General features: G+C 73.9%; 13 protein-coding genes. 7 read left to right on the forward strand and 6 right to left on the reverse strand.

What is annotated here, in order from left to right:
• The first annotated feature begins 105 nt into the window (after positions 1 to 105).
• From ACQVFL_RS15160 to ACQVFL_RS15175, 4 genes are read left to right on the forward strand one after another with little or no spacing between them, the layout of a single operon-like run.
• Positions 106 to 3,303 carry an FtsX-like permease family protein gene (locus ACQVFL_RS15160; protein WP_431729672.1) on the forward strand — a complete coding sequence of 1,066 codons (3,198 nt, stop codon included), beginning with the start codon at positions 106 to 108 and terminating at the stop codon, positions 3,301 to 3,303.
• Entirely contained in the window at positions 3,300 to 5,978 is a 2,679-nt protein-coding gene (locus ACQVFL_RS15165) for an FtsX-like permease family protein (RefSeq protein WP_431729673.1), read from the forward strand. Before ACQVFL_RS15160 ends, ACQVFL_RS15165 begins: the two co-directional genes overlap by 4 nt.
• Positions 5,975 to 6,967 carry an ABC transporter ATP-binding protein gene (locus ACQVFL_RS15170; protein ID WP_431729674.1) on the forward strand — a complete coding sequence of 331 codons (993 nt, stop codon included), beginning with the start codon at positions 5,975 to 5,977 and terminating at the stop codon, positions 6,965 to 6,967. Before ACQVFL_RS15165 ends, ACQVFL_RS15170 begins: the two co-directional genes overlap by 4 nt.
• Entirely contained in the window at positions 6,964 to 7,662 is a 699-nt protein-coding gene (locus ACQVFL_RS15175; protein ID WP_431729675.1) for an ABC transporter ATP-binding protein, read from the forward strand. The genes ACQVFL_RS15170 and ACQVFL_RS15175 overlap by 4 nt, the downstream gene beginning before the upstream one ends.
• On the opposite strand, the gene ACQVFL_RS15180 is transcribed toward ACQVFL_RS15175, so the two are convergent.
• The 3 genes from ACQVFL_RS15180 to ACQVFL_RS15190 form a co-directional block, all read right to left on the reverse strand.
• Positions 7,663 to 8,070, reverse strand: coding sequence for a hypothetical protein (locus ACQVFL_RS15180; RefSeq protein WP_396695852.1), 408 nt, complete (start codon positions 8,068 to 8,070; stop codon positions 7,663 to 7,665).
• A 106-nt stretch (positions 8,071 to 8,176) separates the two neighbouring features.
• Positions 8,177 to 9,175, reverse strand: a complete 999-nt coding sequence (locus tag ACQVFL_RS15185; protein ID WP_431729676.1) for a tyrosine-type recombinase/integrase — start codon at positions 9,173 to 9,175, stop codon at positions 8,177 to 8,179.
• 131 nt (positions 9,176 to 9,306) lie between these two features.
• On the reverse strand, positions 9,307 to 9,732 hold the full coding sequence (locus ACQVFL_RS15190) for an Hsp20/alpha crystallin family protein (protein WP_396695476.1): 426 nt from the start codon (positions 9,730 to 9,732) through the stop codon (positions 9,307 to 9,309).
• Positions 9,733 to 9,907: 175 nt separating this feature from the next.
• Here ACQVFL_RS15190 and ACQVFL_RS15195 point away from each other — a divergent pair, with 175 nt between their 5' ends.
• A complete protein-coding gene (locus tag ACQVFL_RS15195; RefSeq protein ID WP_396695478.1) occupies positions 9,908 to 10,690 on the forward strand; it encodes an FkbM family methyltransferase in 783 nt (260 codons plus the stop codon).
• 57 nt (positions 10,691 to 10,747) lie between these two features.
• Positions 10,748 to 11,215, forward strand: a complete 468-nt coding sequence (locus ACQVFL_RS15200) for an HNH endonuclease (RefSeq protein WP_396695480.1) — start codon at positions 10,748 to 10,750, stop codon at positions 11,213 to 11,215.
• 274 nt (positions 11,216 to 11,489) lie between these two features.
• Here the strand turns inward: ACQVFL_RS15200 and ACQVFL_RS15205 are convergent, their stop codons facing one another.
• The 3 genes from ACQVFL_RS15205 to ACQVFL_RS15215 all read right to left on the reverse strand — a co-directional run bounded on the left by ACQVFL_RS15205 (position 11,490) and on the right by ACQVFL_RS15215 (position 13,411).
• Positions 11,490 to 12,071 carry a hypothetical protein gene (locus tag ACQVFL_RS15205; RefSeq protein ID WP_431729677.1) on the reverse strand — a complete coding sequence of 194 codons (582 nt, stop codon included), beginning with the start codon at positions 12,069 to 12,071 and terminating at the stop codon, positions 11,490 to 11,492.
• 138 nt (positions 12,072 to 12,209) lie between these two features.
• Positions 12,210 to 12,689, reverse strand: coding sequence for a DUF1992 domain-containing protein (locus ACQVFL_RS15210; RefSeq protein WP_396695484.1), 480 nt, complete (start codon positions 12,687 to 12,689; stop codon positions 12,210 to 12,212).
• A 125-nt stretch (positions 12,690 to 12,814) separates the two neighbouring features.
• Entirely contained in the window at positions 12,815 to 13,411 is a 597-nt protein-coding gene (locus ACQVFL_RS15215; RefSeq protein WP_396695486.1) for a TetR family transcriptional regulator, read from the reverse strand.
• Positions 13,412 to 13,508: 97 nt separating this feature from the next.
• Between ACQVFL_RS15215 and ACQVFL_RS15220 the strand changes: the two genes are divergently transcribed.
• Positions 13,509 to 14,546, forward strand: coding sequence for an NAD(P)-dependent alcohol dehydrogenase (locus tag ACQVFL_RS15220; RefSeq protein WP_431729678.1), 1,038 nt, complete (start codon positions 13,509 to 13,511; stop codon positions 14,544 to 14,546).
• Positions 14,547 to 14,568: the final 22 nt, after the last annotated feature.

Genomic DNA, 14,568 nt, shown 5'->3' on the forward strand with positions numbered 1-14,568 from the left:
ACGATCACTGCTGCGAACCTTTCCCAGGGGCCCGCCGCTCTCGGTGCGTGACGAGTGGCGAACACGGGCCGTACCGGCCCGCGGACCGGCGGGGGTACAGGACGGATGAGGTTCGCGTGGCGACGTGCCCGGGGCACGAAGGGCCTGCTGCTCGCCGCGTCCGGGGCGGCGCTGGTGGCGACCGTCGCCCTGACCGGACTGGCCGCCTACAACCGGGACGTGGTCGACTCCGGCACCCGCAACGTGCTCGCCGGGGCCACCGCCGCGGAACGGTCGCTGCTGGTGCGGGCCTCCGCCGGGCGCACCGCCGACGCGCTGCGGGACCGCGACACCGCCCTGCGCGCCCAGGTCGACACCGACCTGGGCGGGCTGCCCGCGCAGGTGACCGCCGCCGGTTACGCGGCCGGACGGCAGTTGCGCGGCGACACCGGCGACGCTGTCGCCGACCGCACCGGCACCGTGTACGCGTCGGTGATGTTCCTCGACGACCTGCCCGCGCACGCCCGACTGGCCGCCGGCACCTGGCCGCAGGCCGGGGCGGACCCGGTGCAGACCGCCCTCGCCGAGGCGGCGGCCCGGACCCTGCGGGTCGACGTCGGTGACCGTGTCCCGATCACCGACGGCCTCACCGGGCGGATCACCGAGGTGACCGTCACCGGCCTGTTCACGCCACTGGACCGGGACGACGCGTACTGGCGGCTGGCACCGGAGACGGCCACCGGCGCGCTGCCGCAGTCGGCCACGTACGGGCCGATGACGGTGGCCCGCGCCGACTTCGTCACCCACTTCCTGCCTAACGCCTCCGCCGGCTGGCTGGTCGAACCCGACCTGACCGCGGTCGGTCCCACCGCCCTGGAACAGGTGGCCGACGCCGCCGGCCGGATCACCACCAGCACGGCGGCCGAGGCCGGGCTCGGCGAGTCCGCGATGGTCACCAGCGACCTCGCCACCCTGGTCCGCCGGCTGCAACAGGCCACCCTCGTCGGCCGGTCGGCGCTGGTCACCCCGATGCTGCTGGTGGTGGTGCTCGGCGGGTACGCGTTGCTGCTCGTCGCCGTGCTGCTCACCGAGCACCGCCGGGGTGAGACCGCGCTGCTGCGGGCCCGGGGTGCGGCCCGTCGGCAACTGGCGGGGCTGACCGCCCGGGAGGCCACCCTGGTGGTGCTGCCCGCCGCGGTACTCGCCCCGCTGCTCGCGGGTCAGGCGCTCGGGCTCGCCGGCCGCCTGGCGGGGCTCAGCGCGGTGTCGCTGCGACCGGGTGTGGTGCCCGACGCGACGGTGTGGCTGGTCGCCGGGGCGGCGGCGGCCGGCTGCGCGCTGGCGATGATCGGACCGAGCCTGCGCCGGGGCGACAGCTACGTCGCCGACCTGGCCAGCCGTTCCCGGCCCAGCCGTCGCGGCATGGTGCAGCGCGCCGGCCTGGACGTGCTGCTGGTCGGTCTGGCCCTGCTCGCCTGGTATCAGCTCAGCCGCTACTCGTCTCCACTGTCCCGGTCCCGGGGCGGTGACCTGGGGGTGGATCCGCTGCTGGCCGCCGCCCCCACGCTCGGGGTCCTGGCCGGCGCGGTGCTGGCGCTGCGTCTGCTGCCGCCGCTGGTCCGGCTCGCCGAGCGGTGGGTGGACCGCAAACCGTGGACCGCCGTCATGCTCGGCACCTGGCAGGCCGGGCGACGACCGCACGCCGGACCGGTGCTGCTGCTGGCCCTCGCCGTGGCGGTCGGCACCCTCGCCTGGTCCCTCGCCGGGACCTCCCGACGCTCGCTGGACGACCAGGCCGCGCATCTGGTCGGCGCGGACCTGCGTCTCACCGAGGTCAACGGCTCCGCCGCCGCCGACCGGGCCGACCGGCTCGCCGGGCTGCCGGGCGTGCAGGTGCCGCTGCCGGTCTGGCGCGACACGGTACGACTCGGTCCGGCCGCCGTCCCGGCCACCATGCTGGCGGTCGACGCCGACGCCGCCGGCCCGGTGGTACGGCTGCGGGCCGACCTGGCCGGCGGCTCGACCGCCGACCTGCTCGACACGCTCACCGCCGGCCGGGTCGAGGCGCCCGGCACGGCGCTGCCGGCCGGCACCCGCCAGCTCACCGGTCGGGTCAGCACCCGGGTCGACGACACCGGGACGAACTCCCCGGTCCGCCACCACGCGGTGCTGCTCGATCCGCACGGCACCCATCTGAGGCTGGCGTTGGGCGAGAGTGACCGGGACGGCACACCGTCACGGTTCACCGTGGACCTGCCCCCCGGTGCCGGCCCGTGGCGGTTGGCCGGCTTCGCCACGGAGACCCTCGGCGCGCCGCGGATGAGCCTGGACTGGCGGTTGTCGGACCTGCGGGCCAGCCCGGACACCTCCCCGGGCAGCCCGGTCGAGCTGACCGGGGACGGCCCGTGGCACCTGGTCGACCGCACCGGTGCCGCCACCGGGTCGACCGCCTCCGGCGCCGGACTGACCGCCCGCTACGCGCGGGACGTGCCGGGCGGCTGGTTCGCCCGCAGCACGCCGGTGCAGGTGGCCGTGGCCCGTACCGCCGATGCCACCCGGGTACCGGTGGCGGCCACCCCGGCGGCCCTCGACGCGCTGCGCCTGGACGTCGGTGCGCAGACCCGGCTGTTCCTGGGCGGGGCCGAGGTCGACGTGGTGCTGGTCGACACCGTGGCCGCGTTGCCCGGTGGTGCCGAGGACGCCGCGTTGCTGGTCGACCTGCCCTCGCTGGGTGCCCGGCTCTTCCACGACCACGGGCTCGTCCGGTCGCCGCAGGAGTGGTGGCTGGCGGTGCGGCCCGGCGAGGCGGAGCGGGTGGCCGAGGCGGCCGGTGCGCTCGGCGGCCTGACGGTGCTGGCCCGCGAGGACGTCGCCGCCGAGTTGGCCCGCGACCCGTTCGGGGTGGGTGCGCGGGGCGCCCTGTTCGCCGCCGCACTGGCGGCGGTGCTGCTGGCCGCCGTGGGGGTGGCCGTGGACGTCAGCGCCACCGCGCGGCGGCGCGCCACCGAACTGGCGGTGCTGCACACCCTCGGCGCCGGACGACGCCTGGTGGCCCGCTCCCTGCTGGCCGAGCAGTCGTTCCTCGCCGGTATGGGCGTGCTGGTCGGTCTGCTGGTGGGGGTCGGGGTGGCCGCGACGACGGCCCCGCTGGTGATCCTGACCCCGTCCGCCGAGCGTCCACATCCACCGCCGCTGTTGAGCGTCGACTGGCTTCCGGTGCTCGCCACCGGCGTGGGCCTGCTCGCCCTGGCCCTGGCGTTCAGCGCCGCCGTCTCCACCGGTGTACGCCGTCGCCTGACCGTCACGGACGGAGAGACCCGATGACGGGCCGGATCCGGGTGTACGCGGGCCAGGTGGCGCTGCTGGCGATGCTGGGGCTGGTCGCGGCGATGCTGGTGACGGCCGCGCCGAGACTCGCCGACGGGTACGCCGACCGGGGGCTGCGCGCCGATGTCGCCCACCTGCCGCACCTGGTCCGTGACATCTCCCTCAGCGTGCCGCGCCCCGCACCGGCCGCCGCCGGGCGAGACGACCTGGACCGGTACGCCGCCGCCCTGCCGCAGCCACTGCCGGGCCTGGTGGACCGCCGGTGGTACGCGTCCTCGATCGACCCGGAGCAACTGCTCGCGTCCGGCGACGCCCCGCCGATGGACGGCGGCGCGCGCAAGGAGTTCGGGGTACGCGCCCAGACCGGCGTCGAGGAGGCGGCCGAGGTGACCGCCGGGCGGTGGCCGCGTACGCAGGTGGGCGGCCCGGCGGAACTGGCGGTGTCGGTGCAGGTGGCCGAGACGTTGTCGCTGCGACCCGGCACCGACCTGTGGTTCGCCGACGGCAAGCGGCAGGCACCGGCCCGTGTGGTGGGGGTGTTCACGCCGCGTGACGCCGCCGACCCGGTCTGGGACGACCTGCGGTCGGCACTGGACCCGACCGTGCCGCTGCTCGACGGTGACCCGTACGTGGTGGCGGGGGTGACCGACTGGGCCGGGATGGACCGGATCTCGGCCGGTACCGCGGTGCCGGCGGTGAGCGGATGGCGGTACCGCCTCGACGAGCAGCGGCTGGACACCGCCGTGCTCGACGCGGTCACCGCGGCGGTGGCCGAGACCCGCCGCTCCGAGACGGTCCCGGACGCGGTGGTGCAGACCTCGCTGGACACCGCGCTGGTGCGCTTCGCCGACGAACTGCGGTCGGTCCGGGCGTTGCTGGCCGTCGTGCAGACCGGGTTGCTGGCCGGCCTGCTCGGGCTGATCGTGCTGGCGGCCCGGCTGGCGGTCCGACGCCGTCGGGCGGAACTGACGCTGCTGCGTGCGCGGGGGGCCTCGCTGGGCGCGATCGGTCGCCGGTTGCTCGCCGAGGCGGTGCCCGTCCAGCCGCTCGCGGTGCTGCTGGGTGCCCTGGCCGGGGCGACGGTGCCCGGCCGCTCGACCGGGTCGCCCTGGCTGGTGCCGGTGCTGGCCCTGCTCACCACCGTCGTGGTGCCGGTGCTGGCGGTGCTCGCGTACCGGCGGGTGGGTGTGGTCGCCGGTCGCGCGGACGTGGTGGCGCAGCGGCCGAGCGCACGTCGGCTCACGCTGGAGGCGAGCGTGCTGGTGCTCGCCGGTCTCGGCGTGGTGCTGCTGCGCCGTCGGGGCCTGGATGCGGCCGGCGGCGTCGACGCGTACCTCAGTGCGGTGCCGGTGCTGGTCGCGGTCGCCGCCGCGCTGGTGGCGATCCGGTTGCTGCCGTGGCCGCTGCGGCTGGTCGGCCGGTTCGCCACCCGGACGAGGGGCGCGTTGCTGTTCCTCGGCGCGGCCCGCGCCGGTCGCGGCGCGCCGGTGGCGTGGGGGCCACTGGCGGTGGTGATCGTCGCGGTCAGCACCGGGGTGTTCGGTGGCGTGGTGACGACCACGGTGGCCGAGGCGCGGAACCGGGCGGCCACGTTGAGCATCCCGGCCGACGCCTGGTTGACCGGCTACACCTTCGCCCCGGACGCCACCGACGCGCTCGGTGCGGTGCCCGGGGTGCAGGCGGTGGCCCGGGTGTGGGTGGAGTCGAACCGGCGGCTGCGCTCCGGGAGCGGTCCGGGTGCCCGCGCGCTCGGCCAGGCCCGGGTGCTGGTGGTGGACGCACCGGCGTTCGCCGAGGTCGTGGCGCGCAGCGGGGTGGACGTCGACGTGCCGGCCGCGTTGCGCGACGCGGCGCGAGGCGACGGGCCGGTGCCCGCGGTGGTGTCGCCCCGGGTGGCGGCGGAGGTCGGCGACGGCGCGGTGGCCGACGTGCAGAGCCGGGGGTACGCCTTCCGGGTCGCCGGGGTCGCCGACGCCTTCCCCGGGGTGGGGCTGGGCGTGGAGCGGTTCGTGGTGCTGCCGTGGCAGGCGCTGCCCGAGTACGAGTACACCCCGATCGTGCCCAACCGGTACCTGCTCGCCACCGACGGCGTGGACGAGACGCGGTTGCTGACGGTGGCCGACGACGCACAGCGGCGGCGACAGTCCGACGTGCTCGGCCGGGAGGTGACGCGGGCCCAGGTGCCGGCGGCCCTGCAGACGCGGCAGGCGTACCGGGACGGGTTGGAGCGTACCGGGGCCAACGAGGTGTTGACCCTGGCGTTCACCGTGGGTGCGGTCGGTGGCACCGCGCTGGCGGTCCTGGCCGTCGGGTTCGTGGTGGTCGCCGACGCCGCCGGCCGGGGCCGGACGCTGTCGCGGCTGCGCACCCTGGGCCTGTCGGCGGCGGCCGGTCGCCGACTGCTGGTCTACGAGCTGGTGCCGCTGGTGGTGGTCGCGGCGCTGACCGGCGCGGTGGTGGGGGTGGCCCTGCCCCGGCTGCTTGGTCCGACGCTGGGGCTGGCCGCGTTCGCTCCCGGCGTGCCGATCCGCGACCACCTGGATCCGCTGGTCGTGGGTGGGGTGCTGGTGCTGGTGGTGCTCGGCCTGTTGGCCGGTCTGGCGGTGGAGAACCTGGTGAATCGGCGGATGCGCCTCGGTGAGGTGCTGCGCCTGGGAGAGGAGAACCCGTGAGCGGATCAGGTGGTACCGGCACGAGTGTGGTGCAACGGGCACCGGATCTGGCGACGTTGCAGCGGCGGGCGGCGGAACGGGCCGCCGCGCGCGCCGGTGGCGCGGACCGGTTGCGGGGGCACATCGTCTGCGACGGCCTGGTGCGGATCTTCACCAGCGAGGGGGTGGAGGTCGTCGCGTTGCAGGGGCTCGACCTGGTCGTGGACCGGGGCGAGTTGGTGGCGATCGTGGGTGCCTCCGGGTCCGGCAAGTCCACCGTGCTCAACATCCTGTCCGGGCTGGACACACCGACCGCCGGGATCGCCCGGGTGGCCGGCTTCGACCTGTTGACCATGTCGGCCCGCAAGCGGCTGCGCTACCGGCGGCACACCGTCGGGTTCGTGTGGCAGCAGACCAGCCGCAACCTGCTGCCGTACCTGTCGGCGCGGGAGAACGTGGAGCTGCCGATGCGGTTGGCCGGTCGGAGTGGGCGGGCCGGTCGGCGACGCGTGGCGGAGCTGCTGGACATGGTCGGTGTGGGCTACTGCGCGGACCGCCGGCCGGGGCAGCTGAGCGGTGGTGAGCAGCAGCGGTGCGCGGTCGCGGTGGCGGTCGCCAACGACCCGGAGGTCCTCTTCGCCGACGAACCGACCGGGGAGCTGGACGAGGCGACGGCGGCGGAGGTGTTCGGGGCGCTGCGCACCATCAACGCCGAGCTGGGCGTCACGGTGGTGGTGGTCACGCACGACCCGCAGGTCGCCACGCAGGTCCGCCGGACCGTCGCGATCCGGGACGGGCGTACCGCCTCGGAGGTGCACCGCACCGCGCGGGTCGGCGCCGACGGCGTCGAGGAACTGGTCACCGAGGAGTACGCGGTGCTGGACCGGGCCGGGCGGATGCAGTTGCCGGCCGGGTTCGTCGACGCGTTGGCCCTCAGGGACCGGGTGAGGCTGACCTTGGAACCGGACCACGTGCAGGTCCGTGCGGGTGACGGGAGGGACGGGTCGTGAGCGAGGATCTGGTCCGGGTCGAGGGGCTGTGCCGCGACTACGGCAGCGGCGACCGGACGGTGCACGCGGTACGCGACGTGTCGTTGCGGGCCGGTCGCGGTGAGCTGGTCGCGGTGCGGGGGCGCTCGGGTGCCGGCAAGACCACGTTGCTGAACCTGATCGGCGGCCTGGACCGGCCCACGTCGGGCCGGGTGTGGGTGGCCGGTCGGGAGGTGACCGCCGCCGGTGAGCAGGATCTGCTGCGGCTGCGCCGGGACACCGTCGGGTTCGTCTTCCAGTCCTTCGGACTGATCCCGATCCTCTCCGCCGCGGAGAACGTCGGGGTGCCGATGCGGCTGGCGAAGACGCCGGCCGCGCAGCGCGAGGAGCGGGTGTCGGTGCTGCTGGAACTGGTCGGGCTGGGCGGGCAGGCCGCCCAGCGCCCGTACGAGATGTCCGGTGGGCAGCAGCAGCGGGTGGCGATCGCCCGCGCGTTGGCCAACGATCCCGAGCTGCTGATCGCCGACGAGCCCACCGGCCAGTTGGACTCGGAGACCGGCCGGGCGGTGATGGACCTGCTGCGGGCGCTGGTGCACGCACGCGGAATGACCGCGCTGGTGGCCACGCACGACCCGACGCTGGTGGAACTGGCCGACCGGGTGTTGGTGCTGCGCGACGGTCGGTTGGTCGAGTCGGCCGAGTCGGTCGGGGTGTGATCAGTACGGGTCGCCGCAGACCCGCCAGCCGCCCTCCCGCACCACCGTCAGCTCCCGCTGCTCGGTGGCGCCGCTCTCGCGGGTCAGCCGGACGGTGACCGTGCCGTGCGGCTTGCCCCGGTCGGTGGCCACCGACACGTCGACGATCTCGTAGTCGCGCACGGTCGGCGGGGTGCGGACCCAACTGGTGAAGCCCAGCTCGCTCCACCGGCTGCGCGAGTCGGCGCAGAGCCGCTCGTACGCGCTGTCGGTGTCGCCGGTGGTCACCTCGCGCAGGAACCCCTCGGCGGTCTCCCGCACCGGGCCGGCGGCCTGGGTCACCACCTGCACGTTCCAGGCACCGAGACCGGCCACGCCGATGCAGCACAGGGCCACGCCGGCACCGGCGAAGACGAGCCCGACCCGCATCGGGTGGCGTCGCCGGGCCGGCCTGCTCCACGGCTGCGCCTCGCCCACACCATCCGACCGTAGAGAATCGGGCGCGTCGGCGGGCGGAAAGCCGTCCGGTGCCGCGTCAGGTGCGGCGGCGGGCCCGGGCGGCCCAGATGGCGTACGCGGGGTCGCGGTCGAGGTTGTGCCGGTCGCGGTCGTAGCGGCGGGTGGTGCGCGGGTCGGCGTGCCCCATCGCGTCCTGCACGTCCTCCAGCGGCACGCCCTCGGCGCGGGCGGTGGTGGCGAAGGCGTGCCGCAGCGAGTGTGGCGACAGTCTGGCCCAGGCCGGGATGCCCGCGTCCCGGGCGAGTCTCCGGATCAGCCGGAACACCGAGTGCCGGTCGAGTCGGGCCCCGCTGGCGGTGACCAGCAGTGCCCCGGTGAGCTGGTGGGGCGCCACGCCCTGCTCGGCGGCGCGCTGACTCAGGTAGGCGTCCACCGCGTACGCGGTCGAGGGCGTGAGGGCGCGGCGGCGGGACTTGCCGCCCTTGCCGATGAAGCGCACGCTGCGGTGTCCCCGTTCGGCGCCGAGGTCGGCGACGTCCAGGGAGACCAGTTCCCCGACCCGCAGGCCCAGGTCGGCCAGGAGGGTGACGGCGGCGCGGTTGCGGGCCGCCGTCGGCCCGGTGTCGGTCTCGGCGGCGACGAGCAGCGCGTCCACCTCGTCGGGGCTCAGGCCCACGGTGGCCGAGTGGTCGCGGTCGATGCGGGGCCGGTCGGCGTCGGAGACCGGGTTGGCGTGCACCGCCTGGAGCTTGACCAGGAAGTCGTACCAGCTCGACATCGCGGACAGCTTGCGGGCCACGGTCGCCGGGGTCAGCGGCTTGCCGGTACGCGCGGCCAGGGTGTTCTCCAGCGTCCGCGCGTACTCGTTGACGTGCAGGAAGTTGGCGCGCAGCGGGTCCAGGTGGCGGGCGTCGCACCAGCCCAGCCACCCGGCGACGTCCCGCCGGTACGCGTCCCGGGTGTGGTCACTCAACCGCCGGTTGCGCAACCACGCGTCGGTGACGGCCATCGGCCCCCCGGGCAGGGCGGGGTGGGCCGGCGGGCGGTACAACACCGGGGTCTCGGTCGAACGCATGTGAAAAATGTTCTCAGTCGTGTTTCGGGTTGACGAACAGGCGCGCCGACGCGTCATGATCGCACACCGCCGGATCGGACGGCGGCAGCACGCGGCCGGGCGGGAGCACTCCCGCCCGGCCGTCGCGTGCGTCAGGCGTTGATTTGCCGCCGGCCGTCGCCGGTCGCGCTGATGGTGACCTTCCGGGGCTTGGCCCGCTCGGCCACCGGGATCCGCAACGTCAACACGCCGTTCTCGTACCCGGCCTCCAGCTTGTCCGTGTCGAGCGTGTCGCCGAGGAAGAGCTGCCGGCTGAACACGCCCATCGGGCGCTCGGCGGCGACGAGTTCGACGGCCTCCCCGGCGGGGCGGCGACGCTCGGCCCGGACGGTCAGCACGTTGCGCTGAACGGTGCAGTCGATGCTGTCCGGGTCGACTCCCGGCAGGTCGAAGGCGGCGTAGAAGTGGTCGCCGTCGCGGTAGGCGTCCATGTGCATCACCGCCGGGCGGCTGGTGGTGCCGAAGAACTGCTCGGCGAGCCGGTCGATCTCACGGAACGGGTCGGTGCGCATCAGCATCTCGTGCCTCCTCGGTTCCTCTGGGCCGAAGGTTTCGGTTGGGTTGAGCCTTGGCGACTCAACTCTGTTCTCTTATTTAGCGCGTCGGCCGCGCGTCGTCAACTCGGGTCACACCGGGTGACGGGCGTGGTCGAGCCGCGCCACCCCGGCGAGGTACGCGGGTTAGGGTGCTGCGATGGGTACACACACCGCTGCGGTCGAGGCGCTCAAGGCCGACCCGGCGACCGCCGGGCTGCGCCGGTCGCTGGAGGTCTACTACGGCGATCCGGGACGGGACGCGGCGATGGACGCCTTCTACGCCCGCTTCGTCCGCCCCGGCGACCTGGTCTTCGACATCGGCTCCCACGTCGGCGACCACATCGCCAGCTTCCGTCGCCTCGGCGCCCGCGTGGTCGCGGTCGAGCCGCAGCCGTTGTGCCTGCGGGCGCTGCGCACCATCTACGCCGACGACGACCAGGTCACCCTGGTCGAAGCGGCCTGCGGGGCGCAACCGGGCCGCATCGGTTTCCTGGTCAACTCCGCCAACCCGACCGTCTCCACCGCCTCCACCGACTTCGTCAGCGCAGCCACCGGGGCCGGCGGCTGGGAGGGACAGACCTGGGACGGCCAGATCGAGGTCCCGGTCACCACCGTGGACGCCCTCGTCGCCGAGCACGGCACGCCGGCCTTCGCCAAGATCGACGTGGAGGGCTTCGAGGACGCCGTGCTGGCCGGACTGAGCGCGCCACTGCCCGCGCTGTCGTTCGAGTTCACCACGATCGAACGCGAGGTGGCGCGGCGCTGCCTGGACCGGCTGACCGCGCTCGGCTTCGGCGGCTTCGACGTGGCGCTCGGCGACCACAAGGAACTGAAGCTCGGCCGCTGGGCCACCGCCGAGGAGATGGCGGCGTACCTGACCGCGCTGCCGCACGAGGCCAACTCCGGCGACGTCTACTGCGTGCCGTCGCCTTCCCGCTGACACCCCGGCCCACCGATCGCCGGTCCCCGTGGGTGATCGCCGCCGTACCCTGACCGGGTGCTGTCCCAGATCACCGGCCTGTCCCGACACTTCACCGAGGACACGCTGCGGGCGTACCTGCTGAGCCGCTCGACACGAACTGACCACGGCTGCCTCGTCGTGCGCGGCTACGGCCGCCAGCGGGGCGTGTACCAGAAGCTGGCGGGTCGGGCCTGGGCGCACATCGCGGCGTACGTGGTCTTCGTCGGCGACTACGACCCCACTCTCAAGGTCCACCACGACTGTGCAGTGCCGGACTGCATCGAGCCGACGCATCTGCGCCAACGCAGCCACGCCGACAACTGCCGCGAACGTTCACAGCGTCCGATGTGCCGTAACGGGCACGAGCGGGAGACGGATCCGGCGACCGGCCGCTATCGGCGCGTCTGCCGGACCTGCAACCGCGACGCGCAGAAGCGCTGGCGTGAGCGCCAGGCCGCCGAGGTCGCCGCAGCCCGCGCGTCGTACGCGTCGACACCCTCCTGACGTTTGACAGAGCCGTGACCAGGCGGCGAAGTCCGGCGATCACACCAGCGTAAGTCCTTACGCACATTAACAGTCATTATGGTGCAGTGACGCTATGTCCGTTTTGTGGCGAGTATTTATTGGATTGACGTTACTGGTAATTCAATAAATACTCGCCACGGCTCCCGGGCTCGTGATTCTCGGTGGAAGCACCGCTCGCCAGCGATCGTCGGCCGAACTGGCAGCGGGGAGTCAGCTCGTGCGGCGTCCTACGCCGAAGTGGGCCGCTAGCGGCTCAGTCGGGGCGCCGCTCGCCGCCCGCGTCGCGCAGACCGTCGACCAGCGTCTCCGCGTCGTCCGCCGAGATGGCCATCGTGGCGCTGAGCAGTTCGACGGCCTGCTGGCGTTGTCCGGCCTCCACGAGTGCCGCGATCCGGAGCCAGGCGAACGCGTCGGCCATCGCGTCACTGTCTGCGCCGGGCGTCGACGGCCACCCGGGCGGCGGAGCGGTGGCGTCCTGCGCCGCCCGCTCCCCCGCCGCGGCGTCCGGATGTCCCGCGCCGGGCGACGTCGCATCCGTGGCGGACGCGTCCGGTGGACGCGCGTCGGAAGTGGCCCCCGTAGGCATGGGCGCACGGGAGGCGGCTTCGTGCCTGCGCGCGTCGGCGATCCGGGTCGCCGCGTCCCGCAGCCGGGTGTCCGTGTCCCAGGACGCGGCGGCGGACCGTGCCTGCACCTCGCGCATCTGGGTGCCCAGCAGGTCCTGGCGACCGCTGCGGCGACGCAGCACCAGCGTGAGCACCGTGATGAGGGAGACGGCGACGAGGAAACCCACCACCAGTTCGAGCAGGCTCGCGTCGGTGCCACCGGGACTCACGGGATCAGGCTGCCCCGGTCGAGGCCAGGCACGCGCCGGCCGACGACGCCACCACCCCGATCGTGTCGGTCTCCCCACCGCATGCGGGGCATCGTAGTGCGCAAACGCGCGGGCTACGACATCCTCGACCGGGAACGGTCAGGCGGCGCGGCGTCGGCGGAACGGGAACCAGGACCGCCGGGGTGCGGGCGGCGGCGGGGCGACGGGGGCCGCCGGGCGGGCGGCGTGACGCGCGGCCCGCCACGTCGACACGACGGCGTCGACGTCGACCGGGCGCACCACCACCCGAGGACCGGACGGGTTGCGCAGCCAGGCCATCACCTCGGCGTTCAGGTCGGCGACGCAGGAGCGTACCGCCTGCTCGGTGGGGAGGTCGCGGACCTCGTCGGGCAGACGTTCGATGCGGCGGCGCAGCAGCAGCGGGGTGGGCAGCAACAGGTCGGTGGGAAGCTTCTCGCGTTCCATGAAGCTCTTGATCCACCAGGACTCGTCATAGGGCAGTCCCCGGCCGGGGATCGGTCGGCCCGCGCCGGGCAGGTCGTCGAACTCCCCGCGTTCCTGCGCCGAGCGGATCTGCGCCTCGACCGACGCCTCCCACATCCGGTCCACCCGTTCCACCTCCCCGTTCCCCCCACGGTAACGCGATCCGTCGGGAACCGGCCGGTCCGCCGACGGGACGCCCGGGTCCCGGCGGATCGCGGGCAGGCGCGCCCTCCGCTGCGCCGGTGACCGCGATCGACGGGTCAGTCCTGGGGCGCGGTGCTCGGCGAGATCGCTCCCCGGACGCATGCGGCCAGGAGTGTGCGCCGCCGGTCGTGATCCTCCTCGGGCTCGGCGGCGGTCGCGGCGTAGACGACGCTGGCCGCCGACCAGGCGAACGCCATGCTCAGAACCAGGGTGAACAGGTCGAAGGGGTCGCCCGCACGCACTCTGCCGGCGGCCTGTGCCCGGGCGATCGCCGTCAGCTTCGGCTCGTGGTCGGCGGGCCGCCCCAGATAACCGGCGGGCCGCCGTTCCAGGCGCAGCCAGGTCAGCAGCCGAACCAGATGAGGATCACGCAGGTTCTCGTCGTACATCGCCACCGCTGATCCGGGCAGGTCGTCCGCGTCGAACGGGACCGCACTCATGAGTTGGTCCGCGCGATCGGCGATGACGGCGTCGAACAGGCCGTCCTTGTTGCCGAAGTAGCCGTACACCTGGGCCTTGTTCGTGCGTGCCGCAGCGGTGATGCGGTCGATCCGGGCTCCGGCGATGCCTCGTTCGGCGAACTCGGCGGCGGCGGCGTCCAGGATGCGGCGACTGGTGGCTGCGCCTTTGGCGGTCACGGGGCCTGACGACATGCGACCACTCTAACAAACCGACGAGTCGGTTGCTTTCGGCGCGACAGTCGTCTAGGTTCGAAAAAAATACCGAACAGTTTGTTTAGAAGGAGCTCCCGTGCGGACGACCATCGGATGGCAGAGCGTGGACGGTACTGCCGCTTTGCAGCGCGCCGCGTTCGAGCGGCGAGACCTGCGTAGCGACGACATCGCGGTGCGCGTCGACTACTGCGGTGTCTGCCACAGCGACCTGCACCTGCTCAGCGGCATGATGCCGCACTACAAGAACGCCGTCGGCGTCGTGCCCGGCCACGAGTTCACCGGCACGGTCACCGCCGTCGGTGCCGCCGTCAGCCGCTTCACCCCCGGCGACCAGGTCGCCGTCGGCACCCTCGTCGACTCGTGCGGGTCGTGCCCCATGTGCCAGGTCGGCCAGGAGAACTTCTGCCACGCGGGCCCGACCAGCACGTACGGCAGCCCCGACCGGGTCGACGGCACGATCACCAAGGGGGCGTACAGCCGCGAGTACGTGCTGCGGGAGAAGTTCGCGTACCCCTTGCCCGCCGGTCTCGACCCGGCCGGCGCGGCTCCGCTGATGTGTGCCGGCATCACGATGTGGGAGCCGCTGCGCGAGGCGGGAGTCGGCCCTGGCAGCCGGGTGGCGGTCGCCGGCCTCGGGGGCCTCGGCCATCTCGGTGTCAAGCTCGCCGCTGCACTCGGCGCCGAGGTGACCGTCCTGAGCCGTACCCCCGGCAAGGCCGACGACGCCCGCAGACTCGGCGCCACCGGCCTGCTCGCCATCGCCGACGACGCCGGGCTCGCGCGGTTCGACCTCATCCTGGACACCATCTCCGGCCCGCACGAGCTGTCGCCGTTGCTGCGCTTGCTGACTCTCAACGGCACTCTCAGCGTGCTCGGCTTCCCCATGCCGACGCCGGTGAACCTGATGGAACTGACCTTCGGCCGCAAGAAGCTCAGTTCCTCGGGCACCGGTGGCACCACGCACACGGCCGAACTGTTGTCCTTCGCCGCCGCACACGACATCACCGCCGACGTCGAGCTGCTGCCCTCCGCCCAGATCCAGCAGGCCTTCGACCGCCTCGAACGCGGCGACGTCCGCTACCGCTTCGTGCTGGACCTCGCCGACCTCGACTGAGACACCACCGCCGTCGACCTCC

It is taken from the genome of Verrucosispora sp. TAA-831 (genome assembly GCF_050780145.1).
In the GTDB taxonomy this organism is placed as follows: domain Bacteria; phylum Actinomycetota; class Actinomycetes; order Mycobacteriales; family Micromonosporaceae; genus Micromonospora.